The sequence below is a fragment of the Dethiosulfovibrio faecalis genome (genome assembly GCF_021568795.1).
GTDB lineage: Bacteria > Synergistota > Synergistia > Synergistales > Dethiosulfovibrionaceae > Dethiosulfovibrio > Dethiosulfovibrio faecalis.
In genome coordinates this window covers 1-19,455 of sequence record NZ_JAKGUE010000027.1, presented here as the reverse complement: position 1 = coordinate 19,455, position 19,455 = coordinate 1, and the positions used below count along the sequence as shown (strand labels likewise).

Sequence of the window (19,455 nt, the reverse complement as noted above, 5' to 3'; positions counted from 1 at the left end):
TATGTCCCCCTCTTTCTGAGACCTATGATACAGCAGCCTGTTCTTGACCTTAACCTAGCAACTTACTCGGTGGTCCATTTTTCCGGGTCCACTATAAAGTTCCGACTCTATCCGCCATTTCCCGGTAAGTATCTTCTGCATCAGACCGTGTTTCTGAGTTTTGTATCTTTCTGCGAGCTGTTTCAACAGGTCGATTTCATCCTGGGCCAAAGACAGTGTCTCTGAAATTTCCTGTTGTTCCTCAAGCGATGGAATCAACACCTTGATTTTTGAGAAATCACCCCAGCGGAGACTACCTCGGCGGTCAACCGATGAACTTGTGCTGACTTGGAAAATGTGACGATAAATGTCCGTCTTAAGCAGCTTGTACAAATAAGGTGAATGGACCTTTTCTTTTGAGGCTTCAAATACAACGTAGATCGGACTGACAATGCCTTTTTCGCAGTGTTCAAGAAGGCCTATTGAACCCTCTTCAACATGATTTGAGGGATAGCCAAACTGTCCTTTTTTGACAACCTTGTAGTTGGATGTATCACTGCTGAAGACTTGTTTCCCGAAGTAGTCCACTGAATTAACAAATCCATCATATTTTGAGCATGATAGCACAATCTCTTCGGACTCCCCGTTGCGTACAGAAACTTCCTTTGCGACTTTCCCAATTTTGGCCAACGCCCAGTCAGATGGGTATTTAAAGGAATGTCCATAAGCCAACTCGTTCTTTTGATTGAGCAGCCGTTTGTGACCAAAAAGCAGCCACCTCGACATCTGTCTTAACTGCTTTTCTTTTATCTGAACTAGCCGTTCGGTTTTCTCAATGGCCTTATCCCAGGTGGACAACAGATCGGCGATGGCTCTCTGCTCGGGGACTGGAGGAAGAAGAATTTGTAGGGAAGCGACATCCCTCTTTGTAATATTCTTCATGCTATTGCTAGTTCCCGTAGCAAAAGAGGATAATTTTAAACGATATTTTGGAGATCCCAGGACAAATGCAAGCCATTTCATATTAACTCGTTCTTCTTTTGCTGTAAGTAACCAAAGCCGATCAGGAAGAAACAAATTATCTATAGTGTGTGGAACATAAGCACTCGTTCCCACAAGAGCAGCAGTATTCATCCTGCTCATAATCACACAACCACAAATCGGTGACACCCTTGCTCTATTTAATTCTGAGATTAAAATAGCCTTGTTTTCGTTAATATCAAAGAATCCTTTTGTCACTGCACTAGTTTTTAGTACGCCATATTCCCCCAAGCCAGCTACTCGGTCTTCGGATTTAACACTTACTCCTGCATCCATACTCTTAATCAAAGATGACAATCTTTCCGTTAGCCATCCACAGGGGATCTTAAGTTCTTGATTCATATCGAATCTCCTTGAGCCTATCAACCATTTTCACCTGCACCACCTCAACATACTCTTCCAGGGGATCAACATGCCTGAAACACCTTGAGACTTCGGACGCTCGACACCAGAGCCAATCTTGACCATTTTGTTGACATCAACAAAATGGTTTTGAGCTATCGCACCTGAGTTTTCAGCTGCTTCCTTCGCCTTGCCAACAACCTTAAGAAAATTTCGCCATTCCGTATAGGCCAGTATTTCCTGGAGATCTCTTGCATACCAGAATTCGATATCTGAGTCCGAGATATGCTGAACGATTGCATCAAAAGAATTTGTCAACCGTATAAGGGTATTTTTATCCACTAGTTACTCTCCCTGTTTATTTGTTGTAACTTAGCTGCCATCTCCACCCGTACCGCTGCCAATTCTCTTTCCAGCTCTTCAATTTCCGCCTGCACCGCATCGATGTCGATTTCTTCTTCCTCTTCAAAAGTGTCCACATAACGAGGGATGTTGAGGTTGAAGTCGTTTTCCTTGATCTCGGCGAAATCGGCGACATGGGCGTATTTTTCTTCCTCGTTCCGTGTGACGTAGCTCCTCATGATTCTGTCCAAATGCTCTTCCGAAAGGGTGTTTTGGTTTTTACCGGAGACAAACTCCCGGCTGGCATCCACAAAAAGGACGTTTTTACACTCCTCTCGCGGGCCACCTTTTTCACGAGAGCGATCGAAGAGCAGAATTGCCACCGGGATATTGGTTGTCGGAAACAGGTTCCCCGGCAGGCCGATCACCGCATCCAACAGATTTTCCTCGATCATTTTTCTACGGATACGGCCTTCGGCTGAGCCTCGAAACAGAACTCCATGGGGGACCACCACAGCGACTCGCCCCTGTTTTTCGAGAGCGGTTTCCACCATATGGCTGATAAAGGCCCAGTCACCTTTGCTCTTAGGTGGAACACCACGCCAGAAACGGTTGTATTGATCGCTTTCGGCGTTTTCTGCGCCCCACTTATCCAACGAGAAGGGCGGATTGGCTACCACGCAATCGAATTTCATTAGTCGATCGTTCTCCACAAACAATGGACTGTTTAGGGTATCGCACCACTCAATACGAGCGCTATCAAAGCTATGCAGGAACATATTCATCCGGCATAAAGCCCAAGTGCTGCCGTTAGACTCCTGTCCAAAGAGGGCAAAGTTACGCTTTTCTTGAACACTTTCAGCGTTGCGAGATACCTCTTGAGCCGCCTGAATCAAGAGCCCCCCGGAACCGCACGCAGGATCACAGATTCGGTCGCCTGATTTCGGACCAGCCAGCCTAGCGACCAATTCGGTAACCTTCAGGGGGGTAAAGAACTCCCCAGCCTTTTTACCGGAGTCGGAGGCGAAACGTTCGATCAGGTAGATATAGGTGCTGCCGATCACATCCTCAGAAACCCTGCTAGGGCGCATGTCGAGCTGGGGCTTGTGAAAATCCTCAAGCAATTGTTTCAGACGACGGTTACGATCCTTGGTTTTACCGAGGTTCGCCTCGCTGTTAAAGTCGATATTGCGGAAGACCCCCTCAAGCTTACTTTTGTTGCTTTCTTCTATATGATCGAGAACGATGTTGATCAGTTCGCCGATATTAGGGGCGGATCTCCGGTCGTACAGGCTATAGTAAGTGGCCGGGAACTCGTCGAGAACCGTCTCTTCGCCGGTCGCTTCATTTTTTTCCGTCAGCCTGATATCTGGAAGGACAAAGCGCTCACGCTCCAGCTTACGGCGAATACGGGCATCATCGTCACCATACTGTTTCTGATATTCTTCGTAGTGATCCTGCCACGCATCGGAGATATATTTCAAAAACAGCATCACGAGGATATAGTCCTTGTACTGCGCCGGATCGACAACCCCTCTGAATGTATCGCATGCCGCCCATGCTGCATTGTTGATGTCCTTTTGATCGATTTTATTGTTCATATCTCATTCTCCCTTCGCAAACCTCATCAATATCGACGCAATATATCCCTCTCGCTTATCGGCCAACCGATGAAGCAAGGTTTCTTCACGGGCTGCCAAGGCAGCCAGCTCTACGATGTTTTTCTGTCTTTCCAGACTGGGCAACACTACTTCCAGATCTTCGATTGCCTGCTTGCCAATCATTTTCATAACCGTACCCTCTGCCCTGCTGGACAGAAAAATCTGAGCATCCCTTTGACGAACATACCAATTCAGATACTCGGGCAAAACCATTTCGGGTTTTGCAATCCTTATTCTTAACAAAGGAGCAGCGACAACGGCATCGCCAGGATCATCGAGCAGAATTGCAGTCGTTGTTAAGTTGCCTCGCGACCTAAAAATCAGATCTCCCTTTTTAGCAAAATGGCGCTCCTTAACGGTCTCCATATCGATTTTTATCAAGTCGTCACAGCAAACGGTGTGATTGTCGAGAAGATCCTTCATCTGTATAACCGAGACGCCCCCACCCTCAACCGCATCGAGACGGGATCGAAATGAATAGCCCATCTGCACAACTGCCAGTTTTTTTATCTTCAAGCCCGAACACCTCAATTCGCAGTAATGTCGTTACTGTGAATAATACAAAGAAAGACGCACCTTGTCAAGCTTATTTTACAGAAATAACGTTTCTGCGTTTCGAGACCCTGTACTTGGTGTATACACGCCACTTCCTTCCAGTCTGTTCCAATCGCACTCAGTTCAAGATTTATTTAACTCTCTTGGGTGTTTTCACTTCACCATCGAGCTTGACGTTGCAAAAGAATGAAACTCAAAAAAATTTAGGAGAACAAATAACAGAATAAAAAACACCCCGCCATCTGGCGAGGTGTAGACCGTCGATATGTTAATAGACTGAAAACGGACATCGTAGTTCGGCAGGTCTCCTACTCTTTATCTCACGAAAGGTCTTCCGGAAGGGGCCAAAGCGTCGGCCAGCCATCTGGGATGCATGGACATCAGAGGCTCCGGCAGGGCATGGGGATCGAAGAAACCGGCATCCAGTGTCTCGGGACCGGAGGTGATCAGAGAGCCACCTCTTATTCGACAGAGAAAACAGCTGGTCACGAAATGGCAGATGCGACTATCCGGATAGGTAATCACCTGCGACACCGGATCGGAGTAGAGCCCTATCAGCTCCTCGACCTCCACCTCTAGCCCCGTCTCCTCACGGATCTCCCTGACCACGGCGGTCTGCACGGTCTCGCCGGGCTCGACGTGTCCCGAGGGGATGCCCCATCGTCCGTTATCGGAGCGGCGCATCAGAAGGACTCTGCCCGATTCGTCCAGCACCACCCCTGCCACTCCCGGCTCAACCGACTCGGGCCAAGGATAGGTGGGAGAGTCCCAGGCTCCCATGGAAATCGAGTCGTCGAACAGGTCACCCAATCCGTCTATCCGTCCATCCGGATTTCTAAAGTCCAACTTGCCGGGATAGGTCTCGGCAGACCCCATCAGTATAGCGTCTATACCGGACCTGTGAGCTCCCAGGACGTCCACGTAAGGGGTATCGCCGATCATGACGGCACGTTTTCCCGGAGCCAGGGTCCTCCTGGCCTGCTCGAACATGGCGGTCCAGGGCTTGCCCACCGAGAGGGGTCTGGTTCCGCTTCCGGCGATGAGTGCGTCCACCACCACCCCAACCCCGGAGAGGACTCCCTCCGAACTGGGATAGGTGGGGTCCTCGTTGGTGGCGACGAAGAGAGCCCCCTGTCGGATCGCCAGAGCAGCCTGTCGGATCTGTCCCAAGGTGACGTCGTCGTCCCATCCCACCACGACCGCCTCGCATGGAGGAGCCTCCGTCAGAGACAGCCCCGCGTCGGTTATGGCCTTTCTCAGTCCGCCGTGGCCCAGCACCCACACAGGGCCGATGCCCCTGTCGGCCAGCACTTTGGCGGTGGCGGTTCCGGAGGTGATCACCTCTTCCTCCTTCGCCTCTATCCCCAACTCCTTCAACCGGCAGACTATATCGCTTCCGTCGGTGGGGTTATTGGTGAGAAACCGGACGTTCTTGCCCATGGAACGGAGCCTGTCCAGAGCAGAGGCGGCACCGTCGGTCTGACGATCTCCCACGTATACGACCCCGTCAAGGTCGAGAAAAAAAGCGTCGTATCTATCGGCTATCATAAAAACCACTTCCTTCGATGACTAACTGCATATGCAAGGTCATCATGATACAACGGAGGCGGTAAGTTTGCCAGAAGACCTAGGATCTGTAGACCTCATCGTAGGCTCTTCTCAGCTCTTCTATGGGACCCTCCCATACGAAGGAGACCTCGCCGCTTCTGGGAAGAACCAGCCTGGGGCTGCCTTTTCTGAACTTCTTGTCTCTTGCGATATGGCACTCCAGATCGGACCAGGGGCGATCGGGACGGCGGGGAAGCCTCAGATCCGTCAGAAGCCGGTTGAGCCCGTCCAACCTGTGTCTGTCGCACTCGCCCAGCCTACAGGAGAGCTCGGTCGCCACGACCATTCCTACGGCCACGGCGTCTCCGTGGCTCCAGTCGCGGTATCCCGAAGCCGCCTCCAGACCATGGGCCACAGTGTGTCCCAGGTTGAGTCTGGTCCTGACGTCGTGCTCCCTCTCGTCCCGGGAAACCAGGTCGAGTTTTATGGAGGCACACCGGGCCACAACCTCCACCAGCAAACCGGGGTCGCGCCGCAGAAGGCCTTCGACGTTTCTCTCCAGAAGGTCGAAAAGCTCGGGGTCCTCTCCGAGGCCGTATTTGACCACCTCTCCCAGTCCCTGGCGGTAGTCCTTCCAGGAAAGGGAGGTAAGACAGTTCACGTCGGAAAGGACTATTTTCGGACGATGGAAGGCTCCGACGAGGTTCTTGCCCTGAGGCAGGTTCACCCCGACCTTGCCTCCTATGGAGCTGTCCACCTGGGCCAGAAGGGTGGTGGGACACTGGACGAGCTCTATGCCCCTCATCCAGGTTGCGGCGGCAAATCCTGCCACGTCTCCCACGCAGCCGCCGCCCAGGGCCAGCACCACGTCGCCCCGGTCCATGCCGACGGAGAGAAAGTCGTCATACAGTCCTTCCACCACATCCATGGTCTTGGCGTCCTCGCCTCTTGGAAGCACCGAACGTCCTCGGGTCTGGCCTACCACCGGCTCGAAGAGAGGTCCCGTCATGGAGTCGGCCACCACGTAGGTGTCGGTCCGGCCGAGAAGCTCCGGAAGTCTCGACAGAACTCCCTGGCCTACCACCACCAGGCCGGTCCTCTCGTCCCCGAGGATCCTCTGATCGCAGTCGCCCCTCAACGGAAGTGATAGCCCCTCCCGGACCGCCTCCGCCACCTGAGATACGTTAAGATGATCCGTCTCAACTCTCAGGTCGCCGTCGCTGTAAAGGGGGCGCCGCCTCTCCCAGAGGTCCTCAAGGTTCTCCATCTTCAGAAGAGGCCTCTGTCCCGGCTGGGCCGCCACCCTGTTTTTTACCGTATCCGCCGAGGCGTCCAATATAACAAGTCTGCCCTTCTTGCGGATGAGCTCCCGCCCCTTGGGGTCCTTCAGGGCACCGCCGCCCAGGGCTACTATGCATCGCTCCAGGTCCGATATCTCTCTAAGCGACTGGGCCTCCAGCCTGCGGAAGCCTTCCTCCCCCTGAGAGGCGAATATCTCCGCCACGGAGGCTCCGGCCCTCAGCTCTATGGCCTTGTCCAGGTCGACGAAGGGGAGCCCCACCGCCTCGGCAAGTCTTTGCCCCACCGAGGTCTTTCCGGATCCCATGAACCCTCCGAGAAAAACCAACTCTCCTCTACCCACGACGATCCCTCCCTGTCTCCAGACGGAGTTCCGAGACCCTACGCTCCAGGTCCTCCATAACGTCTCCTCCGAACCTTTCCGTGAGGGCCGAGGCGGCCACCCAGGCCACCATGGCCTCTCCCACTACGCAGGCGGCGGAAACCGCGCAGCTATCGCTCCTCTCGAAATGGGCCGTTGTGTTCTCTCCTCTGGCCAGGTCCACCGACCTCAGAGGCTTTCTCATGGTGGGGATGGGCTTCATCGCCGCCCGTATCAAAACGTCCTGGCCGTTGGTCATACCTCCCTCGAGGCCGCCGGCTCTGTTCGATAGGCGGATTATCTCTCCGTCCTCGACGGCGATTTCGTCGTGAACCAGACTGCCGGGGAGCGCCGCAAGGTTGAACCCTCCGCCTATCTCCACTCCCTTTATGGCAGGTATGGACATAACCGCCCCGGCCAGCCTGCCGTCCAGACGCCGATCCCACTCCACGTAGGACCCGACCCCTACGGGCATGCCCCGAAGGGACACCAGGAAAGTCCCTCCCAGAGAGTCTCCCTCCTCCTTAGCCTTGGAGATCCGGGATATCAGGGCTTTCTCGTCCGCCTCCCTGGGACAGCCGAGATCGGAGGTCTCCGCCCTGGTCCACTCCTCCTCCGACAGTGGATCCTCTATGGCGACCCCACCGATGGACGTGACCGCACCCCTGACTGTTATCCCGAGCCTATCGAGAAGAGCCCGGGCGACGGTCCCGGCCAGGGTCAAGGCGGCGGTGGACCTGGCGCTGGAGCGCTCCAGCACGTTCCTCATGTCCGAGTGTCCGTACTTGATACCTCCGACCAGGTCCGAGTGGCCCGGTCTGGGACAGTCGATTCGCCTATCCTCCGCCTTCTCCGGATCCACCTTGTGGGGATCCAGAGCGCCTCTCCAGGACTCCCACTCTGTGTTCTCCAGACAGATAGACAGAGGCGCCCCGGTGGTCACTCCGTCTCTCAGGCCGCTCCACACCTCCAGACGGTCCCTCTCTATGGCCATCCTGGGGCCTCTTCCCCATCCTCTGCGCCTTCTGGTCAGCTCGGACTCCAGCAGATCCCTGGGCAGCTCCAGTCCGGACGGAAGTCCCTCTACGATGGTGACGAGGCCTCTTCCGTGGGACTCGCCTCCTGTGAGAAAACGGATAGCCATGGTCCCGGTCAGCCTCTCGTCGGCACGAGGTCGTCGGAGAGTTCCTCCAGCTGGGAGAAGAACTCGGGGTAGGAGATGGAGACGCAGTCGGAGCCCAGTATCTCCACCGGTCCGTCAGCCGCCAGCCCCGCCACGGCCATGGCCATGGCGATACGGTGATCCCCTCTGCTGTCCACGGTGGCACCGCGGAGCCTCTGGGATCCCGGGATGGTCCAGCCGTCGTCGTGCTCGGTTATGTCAGCTCCCATGGCCCTCAGTCCCTCGGCCACTGCGGCGATGCGGTCGCACTCCTTTACCCGGAGCTCTCCCGCTCCCCTTATCTCGGTGGTTCCCTCCGCCTGGGTGGCTGCCACGGCCAACACCGGCAGTTCGTCGACCATGGACGGAACCATGTCGGACCCTACCGATACGGAACGAAGAGAGGAGCTTCTGACGATCAGGTCCCCGACCGGCTCGCCTCCCTGGGCGCTCTCGTTCTCGACAGAGCAGTCCAGCCCCATGGACCTAAGGACCTCCAGAAGTCCCGTCCTGGTGGGGTTCAATCCCACTCCGGAGAGCCGGACCGACGAGTCGGAGCATATAGCGGCCGCCACGATCCAGAAGGCCGCTGAGGAGAAGTCTCCCGGCACCCTCCAGGATCCTCCGGGAAGGTCGTCGAAGGGATACACCGTGACCGAGTCTCCGTCCCTCCTTATGGGAACCCCCAGATGCTCCAGCATTATCTCCGTGTGGTCCCTGGTCGGCAGGGGCTCCACGACCGTCACGCTGCCCTGGGCGGAGAGTCCCGCCAGCAACAGGGCGCTCTTGACCTGGGCGCTCGCCACCGGCAGGACGTACTGGCCTCCGGTCAGCCTGGTTCCCCTTATGGACAGGGGCAGCCTCTTGCCTCCGTCCCGACCGTCTATCCTGGCCCCCAGAACCCTGAGGGGATCTACGATTCTGCTCATGGGACGACGCTGCAGGCTGTCGTCGCCGGTGAGCACCGAGAAGGTACTTGGCACCCCGGCCAGCAGGCCGCAGAGCAGTCTGGCCGTGGTGCCGGAGTTTCCTGCGTCCAGCGTACGGGACGCCTCGGTTATACCGTCTCCTCTGGCGACCTTCACTCTGTCTCCCTGTCGCTCAACCGAGCAGCCCAGCCTCTCCACGCAGTCCAGAGTGCTGGCGCAGTCCGCTCCGGAAGAGAAGTTGGTCACCTCTATTCCCCGGCTGGACAGAGCTCCCAGTATACCTACCCTGTGGGATATGGATTTATCTCCAGGCACCTCTACCGTGCCGTTTATGGATCTAGTCATCTCTTTTCCTCCTTAGATGGGCCAGCCAAAACGGCTTCCCTGTATCGGGCCGCTCGAGCCGCCCCTCGAAGAGCTTCCTCGGGAGATGCGTCGATAAAGGCCTCCAGAATCTTCACGGTCCGGCGAATAGCCGGCACCAGTTTTTCGTTGTGTTCCAGGACAGAGGCCGTCAGCCAGGAAGGTCCGGACGCCACTCGAGAGGTATCCCTGAAACCACCAGCAGCCATCTCCGGAATCCCGGGAAGCCGCTCCATGGCCTCCCCGGCTCCGAGAGCCAGTGCCGAGGCCAGGACCATTGGAAGATGGCTGATCCAGGCAACTGTCTCGTCGTGTTCGTCCGGATCCATGTAGAGGGTCGAAGCCCCGAGGATCTCCGCCATCTCCTCCGCCAGGGACACCACCTTATCGTCGGCATCGGATCCCGGAACGAGGGCGATCGTGGCCCCCTCCGCCAGGTCCGGCGAGGCGTTTTCCACCCCTCCGGTCTCCTTGCCGGCCATCAGGTGAAAGCCAAGGTGCCTTTTGCCCCATATACGCCCCAGGGTCCGGTGAAGGTCTCCTCTCACGCTGGAGAGGTCCAGCACCGCCTCCAGTCCGTCGCCGAAGGGGGCCGCCGACAGGGAGACGGGAACCATGAGCTCCACCGGGACCGCCAGAATCAGGACTTCGGATCGTGCCGTCAGCCTCTCCAACGAGGGGGCCCTATAGGTGAAGAGTCCCCTTGTTTCCCCAAGGTCCAGGGCGGAGGAATCTCTATCCCAGGCAGCAACCGAGGCGCACCGCCCCCAGGACGTGAGTCTCCCGGCCAGGGAGCCCCCCATAAGCCCCAGTCCGACGATCCCTACATGGCGACCTTCAAGCCCCATTCGGATTCCTCCGGCTCCAAAGCCTCCATCAGCCGGGAGATTCGGTTCATCAGCCCGTCGAAGGCGGGAAGGTCCAGCGACTGGGGGCCGTCGCAGAGGGCCTCCTCAGGTCGGGAGTGGACCTCCACTATGAGGCCGTCGGCTCCTGCGGCCAGGGCAGCCAGGCTCATGGGAGCGACCAGATGTCTCTTGCCGGTGGCATGGCTCGGGTCCACCACCACGGGAAGGTGGGTCAGGGATTTGACCAGAGGCACTATACTCAGATCCAGGGTGTTTCTGGTACTCTTGTCGAAGCTTCTTATGCCCCTCTCGCACAGGATCACCCGGGAGTTTCCTCCGGCCAGTATGTACTCCGCCGCCTGAAGCCACTCGTCCACGGTGGAGGCCATCCCTCTCTTGAGGAGTACCGGAGTGTTCACCCGTCCCAAAGCCTTGAGCAAGGGGAAGTTCTGCATGCTCCTGGTTCCCACCTGGAGGATGTCCACCTGAGGGGCCAGCCACTCCACGTCCTCCGGCGACATGACCTCCGTGACTATGGGAAGCCCGGTATCCTCCCTGGCCTCCAAAAGGAGATCTATTCCCTGACTGCCCAGTCCCTGGAAGGAATAGGGGTTCGAACGGGGCTTGAAGGCCCCTCCCCTGAGCACAGAGGCCCCGGAGGAGGCCACGCCTCTGGCGGTCTCGAGAAGCTGCTCCCGGCTCTCCACCGAACAGGGTCCTGCCATGACCGCCACGGAGCCGCCGCCTATGGAGAGCCCTCGACCTATCTGGACCGGACCCTGAGGCCCCGACACCTCCAGGCTCGCCAGAGGATAGGAACAGTTCGTCCGCGAAACCGCCTTCACGGAGGGAAGTTTTTTAAGCTCCAGGTCCGTCTCGGAATGTCCCTCGCAGACTATGGTGCTGCCCCTGCGTCCCGGAACCACCCTTATCTGCATTCCTCTGCGTTCCTGATGGTCGCAGACCCTGGCTATGTCGAGACTGGAACTCCGTTCGTTCATTTGGACGACTATCATATTCGTGACCTCCCGTCAGATAATTAAAAAATCGAATAAAAAAAGGGCCGGAGCCCGGATGAAAAATCCGGATTCCGGCCCTTTAAGCCTGCCTTTATTGCGATACCCCTCCTGTGGAGGGTCTACCCGACGGCAGCAGGTCCCGATGACGGATTTCCATGCGAGCTGAGACCACTGGCGTAATAGCGCCACTGGCCGTCGGTAAAGCTATAGGAGTAAGAACTATCGATGGAGATGGAGACTATCGGCTGGTTCTTAGCTCGTTCCGTCACGGGTATTCCTCCTTTCGTCGTCGGATAATTTTATCGTGCTGTATTGTCGATGCATTTTACGGGTTTACGGAGAATTGTCAAGGGGCAGTTTCTATTTTCCGATTCACAGGGAGTCCCTTTATAGGAAATAACGCCTGTCATCTCCGATAAATTGTCTCGGAGAGCGGGTCATGTATTTCTTAAAGACACGGGAGAAATAGCCCACATCGTCGAACCCTACGGACATAGCCGCCTCTGTGACGTTGCAACCTTCCCGGCTCAGGAGAGCGGCCGCCTTCTCCACCCTCATGCGGTTGACGTAGTCCACGAAGGTTCTCCCGGTACTTCTCCTGAACAGACGACAGAGGTGTCCCACCGACATATGAGCGATATCGGCAGCCTCGGGCAGAGAGACGCCCTCTCGATAGTTCTTCTCTACGTATTCGAAAACGGCCGACAGAGCCTGCCTCTTCCTCATGAGGATTTCCACGTCGCTGGAGACCAGGGACATCACTCCGCAAGAGCGAAAAAGTTCCTCCAGTAAACCGAAAACTCCCCCTAAAACTCCCAGTTCGTAGCCCTCGTCGCACCTACGGCATCTTTCCACGACAGAGTCCAGAAGCCACCTTATGCCGTCGCCTCCGGGCCTTCGTCGAAAGGTCACGAGCCCATTCCTCAAAGGGCTCAGATACCTCTCCCCGCAGGGGAATATGCCGTAGGACGACAGCAGATCTATGTCGATTCTGAAGACGAAATAACGAAGCTCGTCCGAAAGCCCCTCTCCATAGTGCAGTTCTCCCCTGTTCACTATCAGGACTTCGGAGGATTCCATCTCGTACTCCCTCTGATCGCAGAAGATCCTGGCCCTTCCGCTTAAAAATCGAAAGAGCTGCAGGTGATGTCCGTGAAAATGGGGCTCGAACAGGGGACCTCCTCCTATTTTCACATGTTCCAACACGGAGACGGGAAAGGACATATCGGAGAGAGTTACAAGTTCGCCGTCCATAGCGGCCTCCACATACATCAAAATAATCCCTGTCGCCGTCAATATGCTGCATGCCAACCCCATCGTATAAGCGTATCTTACGGTGGAATATCGGACAGGGAACCGATCCGTCGAGATCCTCTCATGTCAATTTTATACCACAGAAAGCGGAGTGATGCGGGATGAAAAGCCTGATACTGTACTGGAGCGCGGGAGGCAACACGAAGAAGGTGGCCGACACCATCGAGACCGTCCTGGTGAACAAGAACATCCCAGTGGACAAAGTGAAGATAGAGGAAAATCTAGAGGTCGAGCTTTGCGATTACGACTTGGTGTTCATGGGAGCGCCATCCTACCGATGGATACCTCCTCTTCCGGTCCAGAAGTTCATCGGCAACACCATGGACCGTTACAGAGGAGGAGCAAGGCCCATAGGAGCTCCTAGAAAACCGGGAAAGTTCGGTGTGGTGTTCTGCACCTTCGGCGGCATACACACAGGGATCAAAGAGGGCTACGTTGCCGGGAAATACATGGCTCAGTTCTTCGAGCACGTCGGATTTCTCGTCCTGGACGAATGGTACACACCTGGGAAGTTCCACGGATGGGACGAAGGCAGCCAAAAGGGCAAGATGGGAGACATATCCGACAGGCCCAACCTAAACGACCTCAAGATCGTCGCAAACAGCGTTAGAGAGATCCTACAGGGACTGGACTTCGAGATAAAGATAGCTAAGAGGTAATAACGTTATCCATCGTGAAAAAATTCTATGAGAACCGGCAAAAAGCTACAGGACGAGAAATTCTCCAGTTTTAAAAACTGGAGAATTTCTCGTTCAACCCTAAGGAGTTCGCTCGACAAAAGCATTAAGCTCAGCCAAGCGAAACCCCCTATAAACGCTGCCCCTCGGTTAAAACCCTAGGTTATTATTTGCCGCTGAACACAGGGGTGAAGCTGAACTCTCCGTAATCCTTCATGTCGAGTCCCTTCAGGATTCCCATATCCTCGTCGGAGACGGTAAAATCCAGCTTGGCGTTGTCCGCCATGTGGGCTGGGTTCGCCGTCTTGGGAAGGGCGACAGTGCCCAGCTGCAACACGTATTTGATGCAAAGCTGGGGAACGGCGGCACTGTATTTTTCCGCCATCGCCACCAGCTCCCGGTTCCAAAGCGCCACCCCGTGAGCGATGGGAGAGTAGGCCTCCACCAAAATATCGTTCTTTTCACAGAAAGCCATCAGTTCCTCGGGGGTATTGCCGATGTGGGCCAATATTTGATTGACCATGGGCTTCACGGTGCAATCCGCCAGCAGGCTTTCCAGATCGTCGACTAGAAAGTTGGAGACGCCGATGGCCTTCAGCTTGCCGGATCGATAGGCGTCCTCCAAGGCACGCCAGACGGCCTTGTTCTCCTCGTAATACCGCCTTTCGTCGCGAAACTCGTACCAGGGCTGAGGGCTGTGGATTATCATCATGTCCAGATAATCCAACCCCATCCTGGAAAGGGTCTCGTCGATGGACGAAGCCGCGGTCTCATAGGTCTTATGCTCGGCCGCCACCTTGCTGGTGACGAAAAGCTTCTCTCTCTCGATTCCACAGCTCTTCACACCGGCTGCTACACCTGCCTCGTTCTCGTAGGCCTGAGCCGTGTCCATGTGGCGATATCCCAGCTCGACGGCCCGCCTGACTGCCTCCGCAGCCTGATCGTCGGGGATAAACCAGGTTCCCAACCCCAGTTTGGGTATTTTCACTCCGTTGGATAAACTGTAAGTCTCTTCAAAAATCATAGCTAAACACCTCGCAAAGCAATCTTTCTACAAGCCCAATCCTTCAATCCAGGCCTGGATCTCTTCTTCTTTCACCCCGGAGGAGAAACGTCTTCCCTCCAGCCAGTTTCCGTTTCCGGCGGCTTTTCTCAAGAGCTCGCCGCTCTCTCCCAGACCGGAAGCGGCGGAAGTGCAGAACGGGATTACCGTTTTTCCGGTAAAGTCGTTCGCTCCTATAAAGCCGTCAATCGGCCACGCTGCGATCCCCCACCAGAGGGGATAGCCGATGAACACGGTATCGTAGGAATCCCAATCATCGACAGATACGGATAGAAGCTCTACATCCCTTTCATGCTCGTTATCATGTTCTCTGGACACCCTACTACCCTTGTCTCTATAGTTCAGATCGTCTTCCGTGTAGGGATCGGCCGGTTTCAACGCAAAGAGATCCGCACCCGTTGACGTCGCGATAAATCCCGCAACTCTTTTCGTGTTTCCGGTCGCAGAATAGTAGACTACCAACGTCTTTCCGGCCTCCGAGGAGGCGGAGTCTACGGTGGCAGGGTTTTCCGACGTTGAAGGGCTGGACGACGAGGCGCTACCGCAAGTCGCAAGGCTAAACACCATCAAAAGCTCTACCAAAACAAACGCCATTTTATTCATCGCAATCCCCCCCTTTGTTTAGAAACTCGACTTGCCTACCCATCGATTGATCTCGCTCTCCGAGGCAGACTCACTAAATCTTCTTCCGGCACCCCAAGTGGCCGCACCGGGACAGGACAAACGAAGAATCTCCTGCGTATCTCCCATCCCGCTCATCCCGGAGGTCGCGAAAAGCGAGATCTTCTTACCGGAAAAATCGTAGCTCTCCAAAAAGGTCTGTATTATCCTCGGAGCTACGTACCACCAAATGGGGAAACCGATAAAAATCGTTTCATACCTCTCCATACCATCAACCATGTGGGCGATCTCCGGCCTGGAGGAACGATCGTTCATCTCCAGGGAACTGCGACTCATACCGTCGTGCCAGTTCAGATCGTCCTTAGTGTAAGGTTCAGCCGGGACGATCTCGAAAAGGTCCCCTTCTACCACCTTCGCCACCTTCTCCGCGATCTTCGCAGTAACGCCGGTAGCCGAGAAGAAAGCCACCAAAGCTTTCTTTTCGTTCATGATTTCAACCTCCATTCCCAAAAACGTTTTATCCATCACTCGGAGTAGACTTCCTTGGCCATGCGGAACGCCGCCCACGCCTTGGGCCAACCGGCGTAGAAGGCCAGCTGGGTAAGAACCTCAACCATCTCCTCTTTCGTCACACCGTTGTCCTTCGCCTTCTGGATATGAAACTTGAGGGAACTGTCCAAAATTCCGCTGGACAGAAGAGCCGACACGGTGACGATGCTCCTCTCCCTGGGGGTCAGTTTATCCTCCCTGGACCACACCTCTCCGAAGAGCACGTCGTCGTTGAATCCCGCAAACTGAGGGGCGAAATCTCCCAATACGTCTCTTCCCGCGGTCACCTTGCCCATATTGCCGTACCTCCCTTTAGGCCAGTTTTCCGTACTGCTCGTCGTCCACGATCTCCAGCCATTCGTTGGAGCAGTCCTCCCCCGGCACCTCGACGGCCACGTGGGCGAACCAGCTGTCCTTGGCGGCTCCGTGCCAGTGCTTGACGCCTGCCGGTATGTTCACCACATCACCGGGTGCCAGCTTCCTGGCGGGCTTTCCCCACTCCTGATACCAGCCGTAACCGGAGGTACAAAGCAGAATTTGTCCTCCTCCGGACTTAGAGTGATGAACGTGCCAGTTGTTGCGGCAACCTGGCTCGAAGGTGACGTTCCCTATGACCACGCCCTCCAGTGAAAGCATGTTCAGATAACTCTTTCCGAGAAAATACTTGGCGTAAGCGGCGTTCTCCCCGCCTCTGGGAAACAGATCCTCTATCTCGTTCATATTCAGGCCCTCCTTATCTGCGTCTACCTCCATTTACTATTAAAAGCCTCTACTGTCTCACGATATGCCATGCCCAAAACGGCGATCCGTCGTGATATCCGTCTCATCTCTAAAAAGGATTTATACACCCGGGGTAAAGATAGGCGATATACAGATACTGTCCGTTCCTTGCCTGATCCTGCGATAAGGCGGAGAAAAGCTTGATTTCTCGGTCGGAGCGTTCTATCTTGACGGAAAGAACTCGGGAAAACGGGAGGACAAAATAAGGATGAGCGATACGGCGAGATCTTGCGATGATCGGATAGATACTATACAGAGGGCTTTAGCCATGGAGATCGACAGGCGAACCAGGACACGGCCTCGACTGGAAACGGAGATCGCCGGACTGGTTCTCATAAGGGGGAACTCCCCTACCGAACCGTTGAGCTATACGATGGACTCCAGCATATGCCTGATAGCCCAGGGAAGAAAGCGGATCTTTCTGGGAGAGGAAAGCTATATATACGACGACAGACATTTTTTGATAACCTCTGTGGATCTTCCTGTCGTAGCCCAGATTCTGGAGGCCAGCGAGGGAAAGCCATACCTGGGACTCACCCTGGAGCTGGATAAAAAAACTATCGCTCAACTGATAATGGAGGTCGACTCGAAACACGCCAACTCGAGGAGACAGGACAGGGGAATGGAGATCAGCGAGGCGACTCCGAACATGCTGGAGGCTTTTCTTCGATTGGTGAACTTGCTTAAATCACCGGAGGATCTACCGGTGCTGGGCCCGATGGTCAAACGGGAGATATTCTACCGGCTTCTTGTCGGTGAACAAGGCCCCAAATTGAGACGGATAGTCACGGCGGGAAACCACAGCCACAGCATAGCCAGCACGATAGAGTGGCTAAGGAGAAACTTCGCGGATCAAATCAAGATGGACGAACTGGCCTCCCGATCGGGCATGAGCCAATCCACCTTTCATCACCATTTTCGATCCGTAACGGCCATGAGCCCTCTCCAGTTCCAGAAGAGGCTCCGGCTGAACGAGGCGAGACGGTTGATGCTTACCGAACGTCTGGACGCAGCGACGGCGGCGTTTCAGGTGGGATACGAAAGCCCCTCACAGTTCAGCCGGGAGTACAAACGGCTTTTCGGAGCCCCTCCGGCACAGGACGTAAAAAACATGATCGGGATTTAGACGACAGAGAACTCGAAGTAAACGGAACAAGAGGAACGTCAGGGGAAGAGATCGGAGCTTAAGTATTTCAAGAAAAAAACGGGGATCCCGGTACGAGATCAAGATCCCCGCATATTTTTCATGGCTGCGCTTCTAAAAACTCGAAGGGCGCCGAAGTTTCAAAATTACCGGAGGCCTCGCCTCCCAGTGCAACATCCTTCAGCGGCAGATGAAGGACCGGAGCCCCCTCCGCCAAGTCCAACTTGTCCAGGTCCACCCAGAACAGACTCGGGCTGAGAACTGCGTCGAAGTAGTATCTTCTGTTTTTATGATCCGCCAGAGTACGCCACAACGTCGAGGAAATGTTGGGCTTGTCGGGGGTGGATATTCCCAAGGGAACCGACGCGTTTCTGATAACCCCGAGCACCCCCGCCAAAGCGGTCCTTATGTTCGACGTTTTGGGTATGGCATCGATGTAGAAGGCCGCCCTTACGAATCGGTCGGAGGCGCGGTTGGTCCCGGGGAGCATGGTCAATCCGCCGATCTCCTGCCAGTAAGCACAGAGGGCCAGCTGTTTGTCGAAGGAAGGCGAGTTGGTCATGACCCGATATTCTCCGCCGTGGTGGATCACGAGTTTCCCCTCGAGGTACTCGAAGATGGCCGAGTCGCCGGAAGGATCCGATATGGCAAGATGGCCGTTTCCGGCGTGTCCATCCGGGGTCATGGTGGATACCACGTAAAATGGCTCGGTGCTAAGGGCCTCCACCGCCTCTTTCACCGTGGCGAACCTATCCAGAACGTACTGAGCCCAGGCCGCTATCGAGATGGGGGCTCTGGGATCGCCTTTTTTCGGCCTGGGATATTGCGACTCCACCAGATAGAGCAAATTAACAACCAAGCCTTTTTCGTTCATTCCATCAACAGTAGCGGCGTCGAAAGCGGAGGCCACCACGCTGCCGTAGAGGGAGCTCCACTCGATCGAATTCGGCCCGGCCGCGCCGTCTCTCTCCATGCCTCGGGGAAAAATCCAAAGGTTGCTCCCTATATCGCTCCCCCAATCCATGGTACGGCCGGTTATGATCGTGTCCTCCGGACCGACGTAGGTCACCCTGGTACAGCCGAAAGCCGAACCGACCAAAACCAGCAGGAGCGCGAGAAAAACAGCGACAAATGACAACGGTTTTAACTGCAAACGTATCGCCTCCCCTTAGAATATTACGTAAATTATACACTCTCTTCTGGTTCGACCCAAACTATATAGATCCTCTCGTATGAAGCGCATTGACGATCATGAACAAAGCGGCAAGCCAGTTCGTATAGGCAAAAAGTTTTTTAAGATGTTTAGGCTTCGCACTCAATGCCATTCTTCCGCCAAGAATCCCCCCAAGAGCGGTGATCACCGCCAGAGGAACGGCCCAGGAGGCATTGAAATCGCCTTGAACAGCATGACCAGCAAACCCCATAAAGGAGGTTATAGCTATTAAGATCGACGCCGTTCCGACCGCTGTGTGCATAGGGATCCCACAGGCAAAAACCATCAGAGGGACCAAAAAAGAACCTCCCGACACGCCGACCATTCCGGAAGCGAAACCGGTCAATATGGCTACAGGCAGTGCAATCCAAAGATTCACGTCGTAAAATTCCCCTTCCACGCCAGATCGAATACGGATAGCCCCCAAACGTTTGACCTCGGAAGAGGCTCGGCGTTCGGAAACGGGGAATAGCATGACGATTCCAGCAGCCACCAACAACAAAGAAAACACTATTTTCAAGGTGAAACCGCTGAAAAGATGAGAAAAGTATAGTGGACCCGGAAAAATGGACCACCGAGTAAGTTGCTAGGTTAAGGTCAAGAACAGGCTGCTGTATCATAGGTCTCAGAAAGAGGGGGACATAA

General features: G+C 55.2%; 21 protein-coding genes. 2 read left to right on the top strand and 19 right to left on the bottom strand.

Going from position 1 to position 19,455, the window contains the following annotated elements; genetic code table 11:
- Window positions 1–54: 54 nt before the first annotated feature.
- From L2W58_RS12670 to L2W58_RS12615, 12 genes are all read right to left on the bottom strand, one after another.
- The gene (locus L2W58_RS12670) at window positions 55–1,362 is read right to left on the bottom strand and encodes a restriction endonuclease subunit S (RefSeq protein WP_236103780.1); all 1,308 of its coding nucleotides are present in this window, start codon (window positions 1,360–1,362) and stop codon (window positions 55–57) included.
- A 30-nt stretch (window positions 1,363–1,392) separates the two neighbouring features.
- On the bottom strand, window positions 1,393–1,704 hold the full coding sequence (locus L2W58_RS12665) for a BRO family protein (RefSeq protein WP_236103779.1): 312 nt from the start codon (window positions 1,702–1,704) through the stop codon (window positions 1,393–1,395).
- Window positions 1,704–3,305 (bottom strand): type I restriction-modification system subunit M, encoded by a 1,602-nt coding sequence (locus tag L2W58_RS12660; protein ID WP_236103778.1) that lies wholly within the window; start codon window positions 3,303–3,305, stop codon window positions 1,704–1,706. The genes L2W58_RS12665 and L2W58_RS12660 overlap by 1 nt, the downstream gene beginning before the upstream one ends.
- A gap of 3 nt (window positions 3,306–3,308) precedes the next feature.
- A complete protein-coding gene (locus L2W58_RS12655; RefSeq protein WP_236103777.1) occupies window positions 3,309–3,881 on the bottom strand; it encodes a restriction endonuclease subunit S in 573 nt (190 codons plus the stop codon).
- Between the two features lie 354 nt (window positions 3,882–4,235).
- Complete coding sequence (locus L2W58_RS12650; protein ID WP_236103776.1) at window positions 4,236–5,468, bottom strand: HAD-IIA family hydrolase; 1,233 nt, start codon at window positions 5,466–5,468, stop codon at window positions 4,236–4,238.
- Window positions 5,469–5,547: 79 nt separating this feature from the next.
- The gene (locus L2W58_RS12645) at window positions 5,548–7,110 is read right to left on the bottom strand and encodes a bifunctional shikimate kinase/3-dehydroquinate synthase (RefSeq protein WP_236103775.1); all 1,563 of its coding nucleotides are present in this window, start codon (window positions 7,108–7,110) and stop codon (window positions 5,548–5,550) included.
- The gene (aroC, locus tag L2W58_RS12640; RefSeq protein WP_255700554.1) at window positions 7,103–8,272 is read right to left on the bottom strand and encodes a chorismate synthase; all 1,170 of its coding nucleotides are present in this window, start codon (window positions 8,270–8,272) and stop codon (window positions 7,103–7,105) included. Before aroC ends, L2W58_RS12645 begins: the two co-directional genes overlap by 8 nt.
- An 8-nt stretch (window positions 8,273–8,280) precedes the next feature.
- Complete coding sequence (gene aroA / locus L2W58_RS12635) at window positions 8,281–9,564, bottom strand: 3-phosphoshikimate 1-carboxyvinyltransferase (RefSeq protein ID WP_236103774.1); 1,284 nt, start codon at window positions 9,562–9,564, stop codon at window positions 8,281–8,283.
- Entirely contained in the window at window positions 9,561–10,430 is an 870-nt protein-coding gene (locus L2W58_RS12630; RefSeq protein WP_236103773.1) for a prephenate dehydrogenase, read from the bottom strand. Before L2W58_RS12630 ends, aroA begins: the two co-directional genes overlap by 4 nt.
- Window positions 10,406–11,446 (bottom strand): 3-deoxy-7-phosphoheptulonate synthase, encoded by a 1,041-nt coding sequence (gene aroF / locus L2W58_RS12625; RefSeq protein ID WP_236103772.1) that lies wholly within the window; start codon window positions 11,444–11,446, stop codon window positions 10,406–10,408. The genes L2W58_RS12630 and aroF overlap by 25 nt, the downstream gene beginning before the upstream one ends.
- Window positions 11,447–11,568: 122 nt before the next feature.
- On the bottom strand, window positions 11,569–11,718 hold the full coding sequence (locus L2W58_RS12620) for a hypothetical protein (RefSeq protein WP_156775076.1): 150 nt from the start codon (window positions 11,716–11,718) through the stop codon (window positions 11,569–11,571).
- Between the two features lie 118 nt (window positions 11,719–11,836).
- Window positions 11,837–12,766: a helix-turn-helix transcriptional regulator gene (locus L2W58_RS12615; protein WP_236103771.1), complete on the bottom strand. Its 930-nt coding sequence runs from the start codon at window positions 12,764–12,766 to the stop codon at window positions 11,837–11,839.
- A gap of 98 nt (window positions 12,767–12,864) precedes the next feature.
- On the opposite strand from L2W58_RS12615, the gene L2W58_RS12610 reads away from it, so the two are divergent.
- Window positions 12,865–13,422 (top strand): flavodoxin family protein, encoded by a 558-nt coding sequence (locus L2W58_RS12610; RefSeq protein WP_236103770.1) that lies wholly within the window; start codon window positions 12,865–12,867, stop codon window positions 13,420–13,422.
- Window positions 13,423–13,606: 184 nt separating this feature from the next.
- Here the strand turns inward: L2W58_RS12610 and L2W58_RS12605 are convergent, their stop codons facing one another.
- Genes L2W58_RS12605 through L2W58_RS12585 form a run of 5 tightly spaced genes read right to left on the bottom strand, consistent with a single transcriptional unit; the run spans window position 13,607 to window position 16,393 of the window.
- On the bottom strand, window positions 13,607–14,464 hold the full coding sequence (locus L2W58_RS12605) for an aldo/keto reductase (protein WP_236103769.1): 858 nt from the start codon (window positions 14,462–14,464) through the stop codon (window positions 13,607–13,609).
- A gap of 27 nt (window positions 14,465–14,491) precedes the next feature.
- Window positions 14,492–15,106 carry a flavodoxin gene (locus L2W58_RS12600; protein ID WP_236103768.1) on the bottom strand — a complete coding sequence of 205 codons (615 nt, stop codon included), beginning with the start codon at window positions 15,104–15,106 and terminating at the stop codon, window positions 14,492–14,494.
- Window positions 15,107–15,124: 18 nt separating this feature from the next.
- Complete coding sequence (locus tag L2W58_RS12595; protein ID WP_236099145.1) at window positions 15,125–15,613, bottom strand: flavodoxin; 489 nt, start codon at window positions 15,611–15,613, stop codon at window positions 15,125–15,127.
- A gap of 35 nt (window positions 15,614–15,648) precedes the next feature.
- Entirely contained in the window at window positions 15,649–15,969 is a 321-nt protein-coding gene (locus L2W58_RS12590) for a carboxymuconolactone decarboxylase family protein (protein WP_236103767.1), read from the bottom strand.
- Window positions 15,970–15,985: 16 nt separating this feature from the next.
- A complete protein-coding gene (locus tag L2W58_RS12585; RefSeq protein WP_236103766.1) occupies window positions 15,986–16,393 on the bottom strand; it encodes a cupin domain-containing protein in 408 nt (135 codons plus the stop codon).
- Between the two features lie 268 nt (window positions 16,394–16,661).
- Here L2W58_RS12585 and L2W58_RS12580 point away from each other — a divergent pair, with 268 nt between their 5' ends.
- Window positions 16,662–17,579, top strand: a complete 918-nt coding sequence (locus L2W58_RS12580) for an AraC family transcriptional regulator (RefSeq protein WP_236103765.1) — start codon at window positions 16,662–16,664, stop codon at window positions 17,577–17,579.
- A 118-nt stretch (window positions 17,580–17,697) separates the two neighbouring features.
- On the opposite strand, the gene L2W58_RS12575 is transcribed toward L2W58_RS12580, so the two are convergent.
- Window positions 17,698–18,750, bottom strand: coding sequence for a linear amide C-N hydrolase (locus L2W58_RS12575; protein ID WP_236103764.1), 1,053 nt, complete (start codon window positions 18,748–18,750; stop codon window positions 17,698–17,700).
- A gap of 61 nt (window positions 18,751–18,811) precedes the next feature.
- Window positions 18,812–19,378 carry a sulfite exporter TauE/SafE family protein gene (locus L2W58_RS12570; protein WP_338033093.1) on the bottom strand — a complete coding sequence of 189 codons (567 nt, stop codon included), beginning with the start codon at window positions 19,376–19,378 and terminating at the stop codon, window positions 18,812–18,814.
- Between the last annotated feature and the right edge of the window lie 77 nt (window positions 19,379–19,455).

Coding starts and splice junctions, on each gene's coding strand:
- L2W58_RS12670 (WP_236103780.1), bottom strand. CDS start 1,362: ATGAATCAAGAACTTAAGATCCCCTGTGGATGGCTAACGGAAAGATTG.
- L2W58_RS12660 (WP_236103778.1), bottom strand. CDS start 3,305: ATGAACAATAAAATCGATCAAAAGGACATCAACAATGCAGCATGGGCG.
- L2W58_RS12650 (WP_236103776.1), bottom strand. CDS start 5,468: ATGATAGCCGATAGATACGACGCTTTTTTTCTCGACCTTGACGGGGTC.
- aroC (WP_255700554.1), bottom strand. CDS start 8,272: ATGGCTATCCGTTTTCTCACAGGAGGCGAGTCCCACGGAAGAGGCCTC.
- aroA (WP_236103774.1), bottom strand. CDS start 9,564: ATGACTAGATCCATAAACGGCACGGTAGAGGTGCCTGGAGATAAATCC.
- L2W58_RS12630 (WP_236103773.1), bottom strand. CDS start 10,430: ATGGGGCTTGAAGGTCGCCATGTAGGGATCGTCGGACTGGGGCTTATG.
- aroF (WP_236103772.1), bottom strand. CDS start 11,446: ATGATAGTCGTCCAAATGAACGAACGGAGTTCCAGTCTCGACATAGCC.
- L2W58_RS12615 (WP_236103771.1), bottom strand. CDS start 12,766: ATGGGGTTGGCATGCAGCATATTGACGGCGACAGGGATTATTTTGATG.
- L2W58_RS12610 (WP_236103770.1), top strand. CDS start 12,865: ATGAAAAGCCTGATACTGTACTGGAGCGCGGGAGGCAACACGAAGAAG.
- L2W58_RS12605 (WP_236103769.1), bottom strand. CDS start 14,464: ATGATTTTTGAAGAGACTTACAGTTTATCCAACGGAGTGAAAATACCC.
- L2W58_RS12600 (WP_236103768.1), bottom strand. CDS start 15,106: ATGAATAAAATGGCGTTTGTTTTGGTAGAGCTTTTGATGGTGTTTAGC.
- L2W58_RS12595 (WP_236099145.1), bottom strand. CDS start 15,613: ATGAACGAAAAGAAAGCTTTGGTGGCTTTCTTCTCGGCTACCGGCGTT.
- L2W58_RS12590 (WP_236103767.1), bottom strand. CDS start 15,969: ATGGGCAAGGTGACCGCGGGAAGAGACGTATTGGGAGATTTCGCCCCT.
- L2W58_RS12585 (WP_236103766.1), bottom strand. CDS start 16,393: ATGAACGAGATAGAGGATCTGTTTCCCAGAGGCGGGGAGAACGCCGCT.
- L2W58_RS12580 (WP_236103765.1), top strand. CDS start 16,662: ATGAGCGATACGGCGAGATCTTGCGATGATCGGATAGATACTATACAG.